A 16,119-nucleotide genomic window follows, 5' to 3' on the forward strand; every position below is an offset into this window, starting at 1 on the left:
GCCTCTTCGCGAGCAGGCTCGCTCCCACAATTTGAAATGCGCGCGTCCAGGCACCGCTGACACCTGTGGGAGCGGGCTTGCCCGCGAAGACGGCAGCACTGACAACATCGCACCCAACTGGCGCACAACAATGCAGCCATCAAGCCGCGAACATCCCCGATACGACAGCTTTCAGCTCTTTACGACCCGCCAATACAAAATGGCACGCCCACTGCACACGCCCTTCCCCGAGCTTTCCAAACCGTTCAGGGAGCAAACACATGAACACACAACTCAAACCCACGCTGGGCACCTTGCACCTGTGGGGCATCGCGGTGGGGCTGGTGATTTCCGGGGAGTACTTCGGCTGGAGTTACGGCTGGGGCGTCGCGGGAACCCTGGGTTTCCTGGTGACCTCGTTCATGGTCGCGACCATGTACACCTGCTTCATTTTCAGCTTTACCGAACTGACCACGGCGATCCCCCACGCGGGCGGGCCGTTTGCCTACAGTCGCCGGGCTTTCGGTGAAAAAGGTGGATTGATTGCCGGACTGGCGACACTGATCGAATTCGTCTTCGCCCCGCCGGCGATTGCCTTGGCGATTGGTGCGTATCTGAACGTGCAGTTTCCGGCCCTCGACCCGAAACATGCGGCGGTCGGCGCTTACATCGTGTTCATGGGTCTGAACATTCTTGGCGTGAAACTGGCCGCAACGTTCGAGTTGATCGTCTGCATCCTGGCCGTTGCCGAATTGCTGGTGTTCATGGGCGTCGTCGCCCCGGCCTTCAGCTTCAGCAACTTCGCCCTCAACGGCTGGGCCGGTTCGGACGTCTTTGGTGCTCCGGCGATCGCCGGGATGTTCGCGGCGATTCCGTTTGCGATCTGGTTTTTCCTCGCCATCGAAGGCGCCGCCATGGCCGCCGAAGAAGCCAAGGACCCGAAACGCACGATTCCCAAGGCCTACATCAGCGGCATTCTGACCTTGGTGTTGCTGGCCATGGGCGTGATGTTCTTCGCCGGTGGCGTCGGTGACTGGCGCACCCTGTCGAACATCAACGACCCGCTGCCTCAGGCAATGAAAACCGTGGTCGGTGACAACTCCGGCTGGCTGCACATGCTGGTCTGGATCGGTCTGTTCGGGCTGGTGGCGAGTTTCCACGGGATCATTCTTGGCTACTCGCGGCAATTCTTCGCCCTCGCACGCGCCGGTTACCTGCCCGCCTCGCTGGCGAAACTGTCGCGCTTCCAGACTCCGCACCGCGCCATCATCGCCGGCGGCGTGATCGGCATCGCGGCGATCTACAGCGACGGCCTGATCAACCTCGGCGGCATGACCCTCACCGCCGCGATGATCACCATGGCGGTGTTCGGGGCGATCGTGATGTACATCATGAGCATGCTCAGTCTGTTCAAACTGCGCAAATCCGAACCGAATCTGGAGCGCACCTTCCGCGCGCCGTGCTATCCGCTGATCCCGCTGATTGCATTGGTGCTGGCCGTGGTGTGTCTGGTGGCGATGGCCTGGTTCAATGCGCTGATCGGGCTGATCTTCCTCGGCTTCATGGCGGTCGGTTTCGGCTACTTCCTGTTGACCGGCCAATTGCGCGCCAACGCCCCGGCAGACGCCATGCTCACCGGACTGTAAACCGCGAAGGGCATAACCGGCCTAGAATGGAACCACTGCGAATGCACTTCGCTCAAAGTGGTATGCAGCGTTGCACGGCGAAACCCTCGCCCGTCGACCTGCCTTTAAGGAGAGCCGTTATGCCCTGGTATGCCTGGTTGATTCTGGTCGTTGCAATCGGCTCGATCGTCGGCGGTCTGATGATGTTGCGTGACACCGCCAACAAGGTCGAACTGACCGATGAACAACGCAAGCGTGTCGCTGAACGCAATGCCGAAGCGGACATCAAGGACGCGCAGGACCGCTGAACGAAAAACCCCGCCTGAATCGGCGGGGTTTGTTTTTTTGTCGCGGTTACTTTTCCCAGTCGGCCTTGGCGATGTGCAACCCGTGCAGGCCTTTGTAAGCCGCGCGTTCAGGCTGGCTCCAGCCTTCGAGCAGCGCCTCGTCCAGACGATAAATTTCCACGCCGAGCGGGCGGCACACGGTCAATGGATCCTGCGCGTCCGGCCCCCACATCGCCAATGACAGGTCACCACCCGGGCAGGTCGACAAAGCGCACAGCAAGTCGATTTCGGCGAAGAACTCCAGGTAGTCACCTTTCTGCGCCGGACAGGCCTTCATGAAATACAGATCATCGTGATTCAGGCCTGTGCACTGAAAGATGTTCAGCACATCATGCACGTCGAACTCGGTCAGGCCATGAGGCAACACGGCACGAGTCAGGTTGGAATGGCAGTGATGATGGAAGTCCTCGCCAGTGAGCATTTTGTTCACATACGGATCGCAGCGCGTGCCGAGCAAATCGTGCAGGCGCCCGCCGTGCTCGTCGATGCCATAGTCGGCCAGGCTGTCATCGGTGATGGTCACCAGAGGTCGCAGAAAAGGCAGGTTCGACCACAACCGGTCGTGGGTGCTGACATGCGCGCCCTGCAACTGCCGGGTGCGTGCCGCCCACATCCGTTCACGCGGATCGTGTGCGTTCCACACATTGAAATCGCCCACCTGGGGCCCGACCGGTGTGGTGACACGAAACACATGCCCCGCCGGAACATGCCAGGCACGCCCGGTGCGGATCGGCACTTCGAATTGTTCGATCAGCGTGCGCCCGTCCTTGCGGTCGCGAATCCGTTCGTAGAAAGGTGTATTGACCTGTAACGCCGAGCCTTTGCTGACCTGATAGGCGGCCGGGTAGTCTTTGTACATGATTCTCCTGCTCCTCAAGTGATGGCAACTTTGCAAGCTGCAACCACTATCCGTGCCAACCGTTGATGGCTGTCACGAACATGTCGGAGTCACCGGCCGTTTTTTTAGAAGTAGAAGTACAGTCACCATTCAATTTGCATTGGTTAAGATGGCGCTCTTGTTGCGGAGAGTTTAAATGCGTTACTCGCAGGATCATAAAGCCCAGACCCATCAACGCATCATCAAGGAAGCGTCCGAGCGGTTTCGCAAGGACGGCATTGGTGCGACCGGCCTGCAGCCGTTGATGAAAGCACTGGGCCTGACGCACGGCGGTTTCTACTCGCACTTCAAGTCCAAGGACGAACTCGTTGAAAAGGCATTGCAAGCCGCCGGCGATCAGGTTGCGGGGTTATGTGCCGAACTCTTCGCCCAGGAAAAACCGCTGGAAGCTTTTATCGACACTTACCTGTCCGAATGGCATCAGACCACGCCCGACGAAGGCTGCCCGTTGCTGACCATTTCGTCGGAACTGGGGTTGCGCGGCCAGCCTAGCCCGACCAGCGATGCAGTGCTCAAGGCTCGCCTCGACCAGATCGAAGGCACCCTTGAAGGCGAGAGCACCGCCGAGCGCAGCGTCGTCATCATGGCGACACTGGTCGGGGCGCTCCTGCTGTCACGCAGTGTCGCGGATGCCGGGTTGGCGCAACGCATCCTGGACGTCACCCGCGAACACCTCAAACGCTCGGAAGACTAAGCCTGCCAGCGCTTGAACAGCACGCTGGCATTGACCCCGCCGAAACCGAACCCGTTGGACAACGCATACTCGATCGGCATCGACCGCGCCTGACCGTGGACGATATCCACGCCTTCGCTCACCGGATCTGGATTTTCCAGGTTGAGGGTCGGCGGAACGATTTGATCGCGGATCGCCAACAGCGTGAAGATCGCTTCCAGCCCCCCCGCCGCACCCAGCAAATGCCCCGTCGCGGATTTGGTCGAGGTCACGGCGATTGCGCTTTGCGCGCCAAACACCGACTTGATCGCCGCCAGCTCACCGAGGTCGCCCACAGGCGTCGATGTCGCATGGGCGTTCAGATGCTGCACCTGATCCGGCGTGATACCGGCCTGGGCCAGCGCCAATGCCATCGCCCGGCGGGCACCGCTACCATCCTCCGGCCCGGCGGTCAGGTGATAGGCGTCAGCGCTCGTGCCGTAGCCGACCAGTTCGACCAACGGCTGTGCGCCGCGCGCCAGCGCGTGCTCCAGCGACTCGATCACCAGCAGACCGGCGCCCTCGCCCATCACGAAACCGTCACGTCCGCTGTCGAACGGGCGCGAGGCGCGCTCAGGGGTGTCGTTGTAGCCACTGGACAAAGCCCGCGCTGCCGCAAAACCGGCAAGACTGACGCGATCGATGCAGGCTTCCGCACCGCCGCACACCGCGATGTCGGCCTCACCGGCACGAATCAATCGCGCAGCGTCACCGATCGCCTGCACGCCGGCGGCACACGCGGTGACCGGAGCGCCGAGCGGGCCCTTGAGACCGTGCTGGATCGAGACATGCCCTGCGGCGAGATTGACCAGAAACGAGGGAATGGTGAACGGCGACAACCGTCGCGGACCACGGCTGTCGGTGGTGCGCACCGCATCGGCGATAGCGCCGAAGCCGCCGACACCGGAGCCGATGATGGTGGCGGTGCGTTCCTGAGCGCCGGATTCGGTCGGGTGCCAGCCGGCCTGTTCAAGCGCCTGCCGCGCAGCCTCCATCGCGAACAGAATGAAACGATCCATTTTCTTCTGTTCTTTGGGCGGCGTGGCGCGATCCGGATCGAAACCGGCTTCGGCATCCTCCTCCATCGTCGGCACCACGCCGCCGACCCGGGTCGGCAGATCGGCGATGACCGCGTCCGGCAGGTTTCGCAATCCCGAACGCCCGGCCAGCAAGCGCTGCCAGACCACTTCGACGCCGCTTCCCAAGGGCGATACCAGGCCCATACCCGTGACAACTACTCGACGCTGATCCATATCGGGTTGACCTCTCGCGACTCAAAAGTCTTTTACTTGTAGCGGCTGGCCGCCGAACTGTGGGACAGGTTGGGCGCCATTACATGGCGGGCGGCGACAAAGGCTTGCCACTCGCCCGCATCGGGCAGCGAAGGAATCGTGACCAGTTCGCCCTGATCCAGACCGGACAGCGCGGCATCGACCATCTCGCCCGCCTCCATGACCATCTCCGCAGGGATACCGCTGGCATCGAATCCGGAACGCTCCCAGATTTCAGTGCGGGTCACACCGGGCAATACCGCTTGCACCTTGACCCCGGTGCCTTCGAGTTCGGTATTGAGCGATTGAGTCAGACTCAACACGTAAGCCTTGCTGGCGCTGTAGGTGGCGTTGAAGCGTTCGGGGAACAGTGCGACCACGGACGCGATATTGATGATCGTGCCGCGCCCGGCGCGGGTGAACGCCGAGGCGGCTGCGGCTGCCAGTCGGGTCAGCGTGGTGACGTTCAACTGGATCAGTTGCTCCAGGGTCTCGGGGTCGGCATTAGCCAACAAGCCATTGACCGCTACGCCCGCATTGTTGACCAGCAGGCTGATACTGGAATCGCTGCGCAGACGTTGTTCAAGCTTGAGCACTTCACCCTTTTGCGTCAGGTCGGCCTTCAGCACTTCGACCTGAACGCCATGTGCGTCTCGCAGCTTACTGGCCGCGGACTCCAGACGCTCCTGATCGCGAGCCACCAGCAACAGGTCAAAACCACGTGCCGCCAATCGCTCGGCATACACCGCACCGATGCCGGAAGAAGCGCCGGTGACCAGCGCCGTGCCTTGGGATTTCGGGGAATTCATGACGATACTCCTGGAATGCGTAAGGAATGGGCGACCGCTGAAAAGCAGAGGGCTTCAGGGGGACTGAAATTATTATAGGCATAATCTCACACTAATATGATAGCCGTAATTTTCCATTATCCGACGGAAAGGCAATCCACCTCCTTCGACGGTTCAAGGAACCCGGAAGCAAAAAGGGCCGGTCAATGACCGGCCCCTTGGCGTTGAACAATCAGCTTAGTTCACTTCCAGCTTGTCGCGATTGCGATCGAGGATCGCCTTGCCGATACCTTTCACTTCAAGCAGTTCGTCCACCGATGCAAAAGGTCCATTAGCCTCACGATAGGCAACAATCGCTTTTGCCTTCGCCTCTCCCACCCCGGCCAACTCCTTTTGCAGCGTCGCTGCATCGGCACCGTTGAGATCGACCTTTTCGCTTTGGGATGAAGCGGCAGCGTCAAGCACCAATGGCGCCCTGATGTTCTCGGAGGACACCCCTGGCGCCGCAACGGCGGCAATCGAGGCGCTGGCGAGAAAAGCGAAGAGCAACGAGTAGAAATAACCGGTACGCATAATTGACGCTCCATGACATGTTTTGAGAAAGCAGCTTTTCCGAAGCTGCCTCTCAAACTTAGGCGATGGATGGGCGATGTCAAAAACGCATCTGTTACCGCTTATGTAACAATCAGATCTTCAAGCAAACCCGATCATCAGCACTTATCCCTTGGGAAAAAAACGCTGCAGAAAATGTCTCGCCCGGGATTTCTGCTGACTCATGACCGCCACGACCCGGGGCCGCAGCACATCGATTTCCCCCAGCTCCTTCTGGTACCAGCGGTCATCCATCCCGTATTGCTCGACCATGACCTTGTGGTGCTCAGGACTGTTCAGCAGTGCATTGAGTTTCAGGATTCCGATCATCTGGTAAGGCTTTCCGAGCCACTGATTGTGAGCCAGGTATAGAAGTGCCTTTTCGATATCAAGGTGGATGTCGGACGCGATGGGCTTGATGCGCAACAGATCCGAGAACCCGTCAGTCAACTGCTCGGCCGTCACACCCTCAAAGAAATTCTCGGCAATCAGGTAATGTTCGTTGATGGTCCGGATCGAGTTGGTCACGGTCTGGCTGCTGGCGTTTTCACCCGGCATTAAACGGAACGTAATCATTTCCTTGTCGAAAATATGGATCTGGTAATGCTTGAGCAGACGTATCCACATATCCAGATCGGGGAGCTGGCGCATCCTGTTGCTGTACATGCCCAACTCGTCGTAGCACGCTTTGCGGATGAGCATGGTCGGATGACAGATGCAGTTGCCCAGCTCGAAGAACCGCCGCAGCCATTCACCCTGAGAGCGGTTCGGCTGGTCGAATACATCGCCGGACGGAATGCTCGCCTTGTCCATTGGGCGGCCGTCCTTATCGACAAAACGAGCCCGGCCAAAGCAGGCGCCTACCTGTGGGTTATCCCGAAGGAACTGAACCTGGACAGCCAGCTTGTCGCTGTCGCACCAGTAATCGTCCGAGTTGAGCAGTGCGATGAACTCGCCCGATGCACGCTGGATCAGTTCATTGGTGACGACACCGGCGCCGCGGTTGACTTCATTGGGATAGAACCTGATCCGCTCGTCCTTGATGGACGCAACCACGTCCCGCGTGTTGTCGGCCGAGCCGTCATCAGAGATGAGGAACTCGAAATCCACACCGGTCTGCCCAAGGACACTCTGGATTGCCTCGGCCACAAAAGGGGCGTGATTATAGGTCGCCATGATCACGGAAACTGTAGGGGAACTCATACCGACCGACTCCGCTTCACAACTCTGACAATAAGATTTTTGAGCGCAACAGGCATGAGCGCCTTGATCACGACAATCAGGATCGGCGGCATGAAGTTGAGCAGCGTCGGGACGGCACGAATGACCGGCTGACTGACCGTCTCGGCCACGTGTCCGATCTGCGACGCGGTAATGACGTGGCGCAGACGACTGGCAAGCAGTTCAAAGTCCTCATGGAACACGCCGTCGGTCAGTTCATCGTACGCAGGCAACACATCGAGCTGGGCCTTGAGCTTTTCCACGTGAGGTGTTTGCGTCCAGACGCCGGCGGTGTGCAGACGATAGACAGACATGGGCTCCTGTAGAAAACCGATCACGCTGGTGCGTGCCAGTACGATATTGGTGATCCAGTCGTAGGATTTGATATCGAACAAGGCATCCGGCAGCCTGGCAAACGCCGAGCGGCGATACATGCACGTGGAAAAATTGCCGATGATGTTGTCGGCAATCAGCTCTCTGGCGGTGATGAACCGGTGCCCGGTGGAAACAGGCACCCGCGGGGTAAGCTGGGCGCGGTCTTCTTCGTAGACAAAGTAGTTGACCCCGCACACGTCGGATTCCCAATGTTCCGAGAGGAATGTTGCCTGGCGACTCAACTTGTGCGGACTGACCCAGTAATCGTCGCCTTCAAGCACTGCCACGTATTCATTGGAACAGGCATTGAAGCCGCGTTTATAGTTTTTGGTAATACCGAGGTTTTCGCTGTAATCCAGATACTTGAATGTAAAGCGACTGTCGATTCCTTCATATTCCCTGATGATGGAAAGCGTACTGTCCGTCGATTTGTCATCCGCGACCACCAGTTCTATCGGCCCGTCGAAAACCTGCCCGAACAAGGCATTCAACGCCTGACGGATATGGTTTTCATGGTTGTAGGAAACCAGTAGAACCGAGAGAGCAACCTTTTCCTTAAGCACTTACCGAACCCTCTGCAGCTGCTGGTTTCTTCGGAACATAGATTTGCGCCTCACCATCAATGACCAGTTGGTCCTTGACCGTGCAGTAGGTACGGAACGTGACAATTCTCTTGCGCACGTTGACGTCTTTGACACAGACGATGGCAACGACGGTGTCCTGCAGATAGACCGGCGCCTTGAACACCAGATTCTGCGAGACATACACACAACCCGGACCCGGCAATCGGGTGCCGAACAATGCGGAAAAGAACCCGGCGGAAAACAGCCCGTGAGCAATACGCGCCTTGAACCGCGAGTCCTTCGCGTACTCGTCGCTCATGTGCACCGGGTTATTGTCTCCGGACAACCCGGCATAGGCTTTCACATCGGCATCCGTGATGGTCTGGGAATAGGAAACCTGCATCCCGACTTCAATCTGCTCGATGGAGAGCCCGCTCAGAAAATCATTCAGCGTTGTCATTTGCGCAGCGCCTCGCGCAGAGGCCGTGCGGGGTTGCCGATGACCGTGTCGCCTGGCGCGACACTCTTGGTCACCACGGCCCCCATCCCGACAATGGCCCCACGCCCGATCGTCAAGGGTCGCTTGGACGTGCCTTGCTTGAGCACGGCGCCAGTACCGATGTAGGCATGATCTTCGATGACGACATTGCCGTTACATTTGACGCCAGGGGCAAAGGTCACGAAGTCGCCGACCACACAGTCGTGCGCCACATAGGAATAGAGGTTGGCGTGAAAATGTTTGCCGATCTTCGCGTTCGACGTCACGGTCACGAACGGGGACAGCACCGCCCCCTCACCGATTTCATTGGCATCGAGGATCACGACGTTTTGAGCAATCACGGAAAAAGGCATCGCGCCCTGTTCTTCGCACAGCCGGGCGATACGCTCCCTGACATCGGAAGCACCAATAGCGATACTGAAATAACGCTCCCCGGACAGCGCCAGGAACGCATCCATGCTCACCACCGGAAAGCCATTGACCGTTTCGGCCGAACCCTCGCCCTCAACAACGAAAAACAGCTCCGCGTCACCGCCTGCAAGCGATGCTGAAAGAGAAGCACGCGCCAGGGGAATGACCTCTCTGCCATAACCTCCTGCACCGATGATTCCGTAATACTTTTTCATCAAAATCTCCTGATCCGAAAATTCACTCAATACCTGACAGAGCGCTTGATGAGTCGGCAGATCATGTCGATCTCTTCCCGCGACAGGGTGTGGTAGAGCGGCAGGCAAATGATGCGGCGGGAAACATCCTCCGAGATCGGAGAACTTTGCCCCTCGACGTACGGAAGCTCGGAAAGCGACGGGTAAAAATAGCGCCGAGGATAAATATTGTGGAGGTTGAGCACTTCCATGACAGCCAGAAGCACTTTCTCACTTTCGAAGATCACCGGGAAGTAGGAGTGATTGTATTGCGTATCCGCTGCAATCTTCTGGAACTCGACAGGCAGGTCAGTCAGGTTCTCTTTGTAGTAGTCGCAGAGTTCCTTGCGCTTCTCCAGGATCTCTTCGACGTACTTCAGATTCGTCAGTCCCATTGCAGCGTGAACTTCCGAGTTCTTGCCATTGACGCCGACGCCACCGAAATCAGTCAACGAGGTATGGCCGAAGTTTCTCTTCATGGCCATGCTTTTCAGGATTTCAGGATCGGAAGTAACGACCGCGCCACCTTCGATGGTGTGAAAAAGCTTGGTTGCATGAAAACTGCAAGTTGCAATATCGCCGTACGCCAGCAGGGAACGCCCTTTATGGGTCGTACCAAAGGCGTGAGCGGCATCATAGATGACTTTCAAGCCATGCTTTTTGGCCACCGCATCGATCGCTTCGACATCGCAGGGATTGCCGAACACATGGGTAGCCAGAATGGCCGTGGTTCGCGGAGTGATCGCTTGTTCGATTTTCGCCGGATCGATATTCAGCGTGTCCTGGCAGATATCCACCATGATCGGCGTGCAATTTTCCCAGACGATGCTGGACGTCGTGGCTACATAGCTGAAAGGCGTGGTGATGATTTCACCTTTCAGTTCCAAGGCTCGAATTGCAATTTGCAGGGCAATGGTACCGTTACTCAGAAACAGCAGATGATCGACGTCGAGCTTTTCCTTGAGCTTCAATTCAAGCTCGTTAACCAATGGTCCATTGTTGGTGAACCATTCACGGCCCCAAACCCCTCGCAGGTACTTTTCATACTCGTCGAAAGGAGGAACAAACGGCTTGGTAACAGTAATATTCATGCGCGCCCCGAAATCGAAACTTATTGTGCAGTTCTGTTAAAGAAAGATTTGATGCGTCCACACCAGGACGCCTGATAGGCCTGCAGCTCAGCCCTGGCCTCATCGAGTTGCGACTTGAGCGCTTCGTTCGCCTGCACTTGAGCCGCTAGCGATCGGGAGATGCCCGCAACTTCCGCAACCCTTGCATCGGCATTGCCGGCCTGTTGCTGAACGAGCGCTTGCTGGGCAAGCAACTCCGCTTCGACCTCGCGAATGCGCGCGGACTGAACTTCGATGAACTCCGCGCGTGCAGCAGACTCCAGCGCCATTTGCACCGAAGCGTGTTCATTGGCCTGTACGCTGCCGGCGCCGCTTGAAAGCCAGGTCGCTTCATTTTCAGTGACCGCGGAAAAATCGACGTCCACGTCAACGGCCGAAGACTTGCGTGCCTCGACAATCAGCTCGTTGTGAAACGGACGGGACTCAAGGCCGGAAAAAACTTCATCCGCACTCTTGCGATACGACTGAAAGACAATGGACTTGAATCCGGCCTCACCAATCGCCCGGGTCAGCTCTTCCGCATCGTAGACAAACTGATGCCCCCAGGAACGCATTCCCTCGTTCATCATCTGGCATCGCGAATTCGGTTGCCAGAGATCGCCCCACTCGTTTTTGCTGTCCGAAAAATAGGAGTGGGTCAGGAAGCGCAGGTTGGGCGTGGTGATCCGAATCGCGCCACCAGGCGTCAGTACCCGAAAGCATTCTTTCAGGAACGCTACGGCCTGTTCCCGAGTGACATGTTCAATGAAATGCTCGTTGAAAATATGGCTGACCGAGGAATCCGCAAACGGCAATGGCTCAGTGAGATCGAGCAATCGATCGGCCGTGGGGGAGTCAAGATCGATATTGATCCAGCCGGGGAATGTGACCGAGCCACATCCGAGGTGAAGTTTCTGATCAGTCTGTGCCATTTTTGATTTCTCGCATGCTTACCTTGTTACCCCAGTACGCGGCTCCGTAAATCTGTGGATGTCCCGCGCTGGAAAGTGAGAACTTCGTCGAAATGGGAACAAAGTCCGCGACGACGACCTCACCGATATTCAGATTGACCGGTTCTGCGAGCATGGAAGAAACAGAGTAGTGTCCTTCTCTCAGATGCGCGGTAAACGTCCACTCAATCACGTGCACACTGCCGGCCTTGACATCGACCAGATGCCGGTTACCTTCGATACCGGTATCGGAGTAGATGATGTCCTGCCCATTCTTGTCACGGATGTGGTACGCCAGGCCAAGGCTGGGAACAGACTTGTGGACCTGCACTACCTGGCGCAGCACCACCTTCTGCCCGAAGTCCACAGTGTCGATCATCAGACCGCTTTCGTTCAGCAACGCTACGTTGATGAATTCGGCAACACCGTTCTGTATCCGCTGAAAACTGGCCATGGACTGGAATGACTCGACACCATCGGTATATTCCGACGCCACCGCCGCAGTCTGCTTGACAACTTCCTCGGGGCCTCGGTCCACACGCTGGCTTTCGATCAAGGCAGAGTAATACTTTTCCACTGCCGTGTTCACATCGCCCAGATACTGACTTCGCCCGGACTCGAGCAACAGGGCCCGACTGCAAAGTGACTTGACTGAGGCGGTGTCATGGCTGACGAACAAGACCGTCGAGCCTGCCGCGATGATCCCCTGGATCATTTTTGCGCACTTGGCCTGGAAGTAGGCGTCGCCGACCGACAACGCTTCATCGACGATCAGGATGTCCGGTTCCACGTGAATCGCCACCGAGAACGCCAGACGCACCATCATCCCGCTGGAATAGGTTTTGACAGGCTGTTCGATAAAGCTGCCGATGTCCGCGAACTCGACGATTCTGTCGTAGCGGGCGTCGGTTTCCTCGGTGCTCAAACCCAGCACCGCAGCATTCATGTAGATGTTTTCGCGTCCGGTGAACTCGGGGTTGAACCCTGAACCCAGCTCCAGAAGCGCAGCGATACGACCATGGGTCTGTACACTGCCGCTGGTTGGATTGAGCGTGCCGCAAATCATCTGCAACAGCGTGGACTTGCCACTGCCGTTACGACCGATGATACCGACTGTCTCACCTTTCCTGATCTCAAAGGAAACGTCGTTGAGCGCCCAGAACTCTCGATAGAATTTGCGGCCCTTCACCAGGAACTGCTTCAGACGATCGTGGGGCTGGTCGTAAATCTGGTAACACTTGCTCAGATTTTCAACCTTGATCGCAATATCCGAATCAGAGGACATCGGCAAACCCCTTGCGTGTTTTCTGGAACCAGGCAAAGCCTAACCACATGACCAGCAGCCCTATAAGGAAATAAATACCGATAATTGAAAAATCCGGAGCACGGCCAAAAAACAGTACATCCCGGGCCTGCTCGATGACTGGCGTCAACGGGTTAAGCATCAGTACCGGCCGATACGCCTCGGGCAACGCACTGGCCGGATAGAAAATAGGCGACAGAAACATCAGCACGGAAGTGAGAATGCCGATGAACTGCGCGATATCCCGCAAATAGACTCCCAGAGACGCCAATCCCCAGGAAAGCCCCATCATCACCAACACCAGGGGCATGATCACCAGGGGCAGATACAGAGCCGTCAGGTGTGGCACGCCGAAGAAAATCAGGTAGGCCAGCATCCACACACCCAGGCTGATCAACGCATGGAACATGGCTGCGCCGAGGCTTACCCAGGGAAGAATTTCCAGGGGATACACCACCTTTTTCACATAGTTGGCATTGGACACGATAAGGCCCGGCGCCCGGTTGATGCATTCCGCAAACAGGCTGAATACCATCAGACCGGCGAACAGGATCAGGGCAAACTCGGTTTTCGAATCGCTGCCACCGCTCCAGCGCGCCTTGAATACAACACTGAAGACAAATGTGTAGACAGCCAGCATGAAGACCGGGTTGAAAAACGACCAGAGCACACCCAGAACCGATCCACGATAGCGCCCCAGTACCTCCCGCTTGATAGATGCCCTTATCAACGTCCGGTTACGAACCAGACTGGCAACCATTTCACGCGGTAATGTAGAAAAATCTTGCATCAGGCAATGGCCTCTGAGTTGACACCAAACTTACGCTGGACCGCACTGCCCGTCATACCAAACATCTTCCATTCTTTGAATACAAAAACGAACGACAAAAAAACGCGACATTCACAACAACGCCGCCCTTTTTATTGCAGTCCATGGCCACGAAATAGCATCTAAAGGTTTACAGTTCGAAAGTTTCTCGAAATATGAAAAATCCATGCCTTCATTATCAATGAGAAGCATGAGATTTGTTGAATCCGGACATCCGCGCAATCCTGTGCAAATATAAAAAACAGCGCCCTGACCCCAGCCAGAAAGGCCCGCCGAGGATACCGTAAAACGACATCGGAGAACACCGCCGCCCGGTTGGGGCTCCACCAACCGGGCGGCTGGCAATGACGCTTACAGGCCGGATCAGCTATCACTCGCAACGCGTTCTTTACTCACACGCGCACGTTCAAGGGTCGAGGCGACGCTGCTGATAGATCCAGTCGACAATTTCTCCATCAGGCGCATAGCCACTGACGGTTTCGCGCAAAATCTGCCGAACGCGGGAGTAGTCGTCCTTTTCGACTGCAGCCAGCAATTCCGACAGCCGAACCTTGAGCACGTCCCAGGGAATGAGGTCCTCGTTGGCACTCATGATCATGGGGTGAGGCGTCGCCGAAACATTGTCACCGATCAGGAGTTCTTCATAGAGCTTCTCCCCTGGCCGCAACCCGGTGAATTCGATTGCAATATCGCCGTGCACATTCTTTTCCGAACGCACACTGAGGCCGGACAGGTGAATCATCTTTTCAGCGAGCTCGACAATTTTGACCGGCTCTCCCATGTCCAGCACAAAGACATCTCCCCCCTGCCCCATGGAGCCGGCCTGGATCACCAACTGCGCGGCTTCCGGGATCGTCATGAAATAGCGGGTGATCTTGGGATGAGTGACCGTCAGCGGACCGCCGGATTTGATCTGGCTATGGAACAGCGGAATCACCGACCCCGACGAACCCAGCACATTTCCGAAACGCACCATGGTGAATCGCGTCTTGTTGACGCGAGACACATTGGCCTTGTCGCCGAACAGTACAGGGGCCAGCTCACGACTCAGCGCCTGCAGGGTCAGCTCGGCAAGTCGCTTGGTGCTGCCCATGATATTGGTGGGGCGCACAGCCTTGTCGGTGGAAATCAGAACAAAGTTGGAAACACCTGCCTGCAGTGCTGCCTGCGCCGTATTGAGGGTGCCGATCACGTTATTCAGCACACCTTCGGCAATATTGTGTTCAACCATGGGCACATGTTTATAGGCGGCCGCGTGATAGACAGTGTCCACGCCCCACGTCTTCATGACATCCAGGAGCTTGTGAGGATGCCGGATGGAACCGAGAATCGGCAGTAGACGAATGGAGACAGACTCGCGCGCGATGCGCTGTTCGAGCTCGGACAGAATGCTGTATAGATTGAACTCACTGTGATCGAACAGCAGAAGCGTTATCGGCCCAAGCAGAAAGATTTGCCGGCAGAGCTCCGAACCGATCGACCCGCCCGCGCCTGTCACCATCACCACTTTGCCGGTAATGCAGTGAGCCAGCAGATCGGATTGGGCCGGCACCGAGTCGCGCCCCAGCAGGTCCGCGATGTCGACTTCCTGAATGTCATCGACCTTCACCCGGCCGCTGGCCAGGTCGGTAAAACTTGGAACACTGCGAATATGCAGTGGGAATCCTTCCAGCAAATTGAGGATTTCCCGGCGACGGGCACGAGTGGATGAAGGCAGCGCCAGGAGAATTTCCTGCGCTCCCGTCACGTCGATCATTTGCTGAATGTGCTTGGGCTTATAGACCTGCAGACCCGAAATGGCCCGATCAGCGATACTCGCATCATCATCGATGAACGCCACCGGGCGCATGACTCGCCCCATTCGCAGAGCCGCGACCAACTGATTACCGGCGACTCCGGCACCATAGATCGCCACCTTGGTCAGGCCATCGTCGCGACTGGTGAACGGTACGTGCTGGGCTGCGGTGAACCAGTCACCCATGAAATACTGACGCATGCACAGGCGCAATCCGCCAATGATCACCAGACTCAGCCACCAGTAGTTGAAAATGATGGATCTGGGGACAACACTTTCATGATTGCTGTACCAGTAGACAACTACTGCGAGTATCAGTGAAGAAAGGCTGACCGCCTTGATGATGGCAATTAGTGCATCATTGCCGAAGTAGCGCATGACCGCGCGATACATGCCAAATCGAATAAACAGCGGTATTGCAACAAGCGGGGCACAGACGAATAGCCAGGCATGCACTTTGATGGGGTTGTACATATCATCGATTCCGAGGCGAACGATGAATGCCAGCCACAGCGCCCCCCAGACGAGAACGACGTCGGTGGCCACCTGCAGCAGTCGTTTTTGACGACGCGGCAAACCCAGCAGAAATGCTCGCATTTTATCCATTGAATCGCCCGATC

The 16,119-nt window shown here is 57.0% G+C and carries 16 protein-coding genes; 3 read left to right on the forward strand and 13 right to left on the reverse strand.

Annotation, left to right across the window (positions count from 1 at the left end; genetic code table 11):
- The first annotated feature begins 260 nt into the window (after window positions 1-260).
- The gene (gene eat / locus JKA62_RS00660) at window positions 261-1,625 is read left to right on the forward strand and encodes an ethanolamine permease (protein ID WP_011335331.1); all 1,365 of its coding nucleotides are present in this window, start codon (window positions 261-263) and stop codon (window positions 1,623-1,625) included.
- 119 nt (window positions 1,626-1,744) lie between these two features.
- Window positions 1,745-1,912: a DUF2897 family protein gene (locus JKA62_RS00665; protein WP_007950938.1), complete on the forward strand. Its 168-nt coding sequence runs from the start codon at window positions 1,745-1,747 to the stop codon at window positions 1,910-1,912.
- A 46-nt stretch (window positions 1,913-1,958) separates the two neighbouring features.
- On the opposite strand, the gene JKA62_RS00670 is transcribed toward JKA62_RS00665, so the two are convergent.
- Window positions 1,959-2,810, reverse strand: a complete 852-nt coding sequence (locus JKA62_RS00670; RefSeq protein ID WP_011335332.1) for an urea carboxylase-associated family protein — start codon at window positions 2,808-2,810, stop codon at window positions 1,959-1,961.
- Between the two features lie 175 nt (window positions 2,811-2,985).
- Here JKA62_RS00670 and JKA62_RS00675 point away from each other — a divergent pair, with 175 nt between their 5' ends.
- Window positions 2,986-3,543: a TetR/AcrR family transcriptional regulator gene (locus JKA62_RS00675; protein ID WP_011335333.1), complete on the forward strand. Its 558-nt coding sequence runs from the start codon at window positions 2,986-2,988 to the stop codon at window positions 3,541-3,543.
- On the opposite strand, the gene fabF is transcribed toward JKA62_RS00675, so the two are convergent.
- The 12 genes from fabF to JKA62_RS00735 form a co-directional block, all read right to left on the reverse strand.
- On the reverse strand, window positions 3,540-4,814 hold the full coding sequence (gene fabF / locus JKA62_RS00680) for a beta-ketoacyl-ACP synthase II (protein WP_201815741.1): 1,275 nt from the start codon (window positions 4,812-4,814) through the stop codon (window positions 3,540-3,542). The two genes, JKA62_RS00675 and fabF, sit on opposite strands and share 4 nt — an antisense overlap.
- Window positions 4,815-4,846: 32 nt before the next feature.
- Window positions 4,847-5,641 carry an SDR family NAD(P)-dependent oxidoreductase gene (locus JKA62_RS00685; RefSeq protein WP_011335336.1) on the reverse strand — a complete coding sequence of 265 codons (795 nt, stop codon included), beginning with the start codon at window positions 5,639-5,641 and terminating at the stop codon, window positions 4,847-4,849.
- Between the two features lie 216 nt (window positions 5,642-5,857).
- The gene (locus JKA62_RS00690; protein WP_011335337.1) at window positions 5,858-6,193 is read right to left on the reverse strand and encodes a ComEA family DNA-binding protein; all 336 of its coding nucleotides are present in this window, start codon (window positions 6,191-6,193) and stop codon (window positions 5,858-5,860) included.
- 144 nt (window positions 6,194-6,337) lie between these two features.
- Window positions 6,338-7,414, reverse strand: a complete 1,077-nt coding sequence (locus JKA62_RS00695; protein WP_011335338.1) for a glycosyltransferase — start codon at window positions 7,412-7,414, stop codon at window positions 6,338-6,340.
- On the reverse strand, window positions 7,411-8,370 hold the full coding sequence (locus JKA62_RS00700; protein ID WP_011335339.1) for a glycosyltransferase family 2 protein: 960 nt from the start codon (window positions 8,368-8,370) through the stop codon (window positions 7,411-7,413). Before JKA62_RS00700 ends, JKA62_RS00695 begins: the two co-directional genes overlap by 4 nt.
- On the reverse strand, window positions 8,363-8,830 hold the full coding sequence (locus JKA62_RS00705) for a MaoC family dehydratase (protein WP_011335340.1): 468 nt from the start codon (window positions 8,828-8,830) through the stop codon (window positions 8,363-8,365). Before JKA62_RS00705 ends, JKA62_RS00700 begins: the two co-directional genes overlap by 8 nt.
- Entirely contained in the window at window positions 8,827-9,495 is a 669-nt protein-coding gene (locus tag JKA62_RS00710) for an acetyltransferase (protein WP_011335341.1), read from the reverse strand. Before JKA62_RS00710 ends, JKA62_RS00705 begins: the two co-directional genes overlap by 4 nt.
- 26 nt (window positions 9,496-9,521) lie before the next feature.
- Window positions 9,522-10,604 carry a DegT/DnrJ/EryC1/StrS family aminotransferase gene (locus tag JKA62_RS00715; RefSeq protein WP_011335342.1) on the reverse strand — a complete coding sequence of 361 codons (1,083 nt, stop codon included), beginning with the start codon at window positions 10,602-10,604 and terminating at the stop codon, window positions 9,522-9,524.
- A 20-nt stretch (window positions 10,605-10,624) separates the two neighbouring features.
- Complete coding sequence (locus tag JKA62_RS00720; protein ID WP_011335343.1) at window positions 10,625-11,554, reverse strand: methyltransferase domain-containing protein; 930 nt, start codon at window positions 11,552-11,554, stop codon at window positions 10,625-10,627.
- Window positions 11,541-12,857, reverse strand: coding sequence for an ABC transporter ATP-binding protein (locus JKA62_RS00725; protein ID WP_011335344.1), 1,317 nt, complete (start codon window positions 12,855-12,857; stop codon window positions 11,541-11,543). The genes JKA62_RS00720 and JKA62_RS00725 overlap by 14 nt, the downstream gene beginning before the upstream one ends.
- Window positions 12,847-13,665, reverse strand: a complete 819-nt coding sequence (locus JKA62_RS00730; protein ID WP_011335345.1) for an ABC transporter permease — start codon at window positions 13,663-13,665, stop codon at window positions 12,847-12,849. The genes JKA62_RS00725 and JKA62_RS00730 overlap by 11 nt, the downstream gene beginning before the upstream one ends.
- 445 nt (window positions 13,666-14,110) lie before the next feature.
- Window positions 14,111-16,105, reverse strand: a complete 1,995-nt coding sequence (locus JKA62_RS00735; protein WP_011335347.1) for a polysaccharide biosynthesis protein — start codon at window positions 16,103-16,105, stop codon at window positions 14,111-14,113.
- Between the last annotated feature and the right edge of the window lie 14 nt (window positions 16,106-16,119).

Origin of the sequence: Pseudomonas sp. B7, from assembly GCF_016735645.1 — a bacterium.
GTDB classification, from domain to species: domain Bacteria; phylum Pseudomonadota; class Gammaproteobacteria; order Pseudomonadales; family Pseudomonadaceae; genus Aquipseudomonas; species Aquipseudomonas glycinae.

What these genes read in the sequence shown, in the direction of transcription:
- JKA62_RS00670 (WP_011335332.1), bottom strand. Translation starts at nt 2,810, where the DNA reads ATGTACAAAGACTACCCGGCCGCCTATCAGGTCAGCAAAGGCTCGGCG.
- JKA62_RS00705 (WP_011335340.1), bottom strand. Translation starts at nt 8,830, where the DNA reads ATGACAACGCTGAATGATTTTCTGAGCGGGCTCTCCATCGAGCAGATT.
- JKA62_RS00695 (WP_011335338.1), bottom strand. Translation starts at nt 7,414, where the DNA reads ATGAGTTCCCCTACAGTTTCCGTGATCATGGCGACCTATAATCACGCC.
- JKA62_RS00685 (WP_011335336.1), bottom strand. Translation starts at nt 5,641, where the DNA reads ATGAATTCCCCGAAATCCCAAGGCACGGCGCTGGTCACCGGCGCTTCT.
- JKA62_RS00675 (WP_011335333.1), top strand. Translation starts at nt 2,986, where the DNA reads ATGCGTTACTCGCAGGATCATAAAGCCCAGACCCATCAACGCATCATC.
- fabF (WP_201815741.1), bottom strand. Translation starts at nt 4,814, where the DNA reads ATGGATCAGCGTCGAGTAGTTGTCACGGGTATGGGCCTGGTATCGCCC.
- JKA62_RS00725 (WP_011335344.1), bottom strand. Translation starts at nt 12,857, where the DNA reads ATGTCCTCTGATTCGGATATTGCGATCAAGGTTGAAAATCTGAGCAAG.
- JKA62_RS00730 (WP_011335345.1), bottom strand. Translation starts at nt 13,665, where the DNA reads ATGCAAGATTTTTCTACATTACCGCGTGAAATGGTTGCCAGTCTGGTT.
- JKA62_RS00720 (WP_011335343.1), bottom strand. Translation starts at nt 11,554, where the DNA reads ATGGCACAGACTGATCAGAAACTTCACCTCGGATGTGGCTCGGTCACA.
- JKA62_RS00690 (WP_011335337.1), bottom strand. Translation starts at nt 6,193, where the DNA reads ATGCGTACCGGTTATTTCTACTCGTTGCTCTTCGCTTTTCTCGCCAGC.
- JKA62_RS00715 (WP_011335342.1), bottom strand. Translation starts at nt 10,604, where the DNA reads ATGAATATTACTGTTACCAAGCCGTTTGTTCCTCCTTTCGACGAGTAT.
- eat (WP_011335331.1), top strand. Translation starts at nt 261, where the DNA reads ATGAACACACAACTCAAACCCACGCTGGGCACCTTGCACCTGTGGGGC.
- JKA62_RS00735 (WP_011335347.1), bottom strand. Translation starts at nt 16,105, where the DNA reads ATGGATAAAATGCGAGCATTTCTGCTGGGTTTGCCGCGTCGTCAAAAA.
- JKA62_RS00665 (WP_007950938.1), top strand. Translation starts at nt 1,745, where the DNA reads ATGCCCTGGTATGCCTGGTTGATTCTGGTCGTTGCAATCGGCTCGATC.
- JKA62_RS00710 (WP_011335341.1), bottom strand. Translation starts at nt 9,495, where the DNA reads ATGAAAAAGTATTACGGAATCATCGGTGCAGGAGGTTATGGCAGAGAG.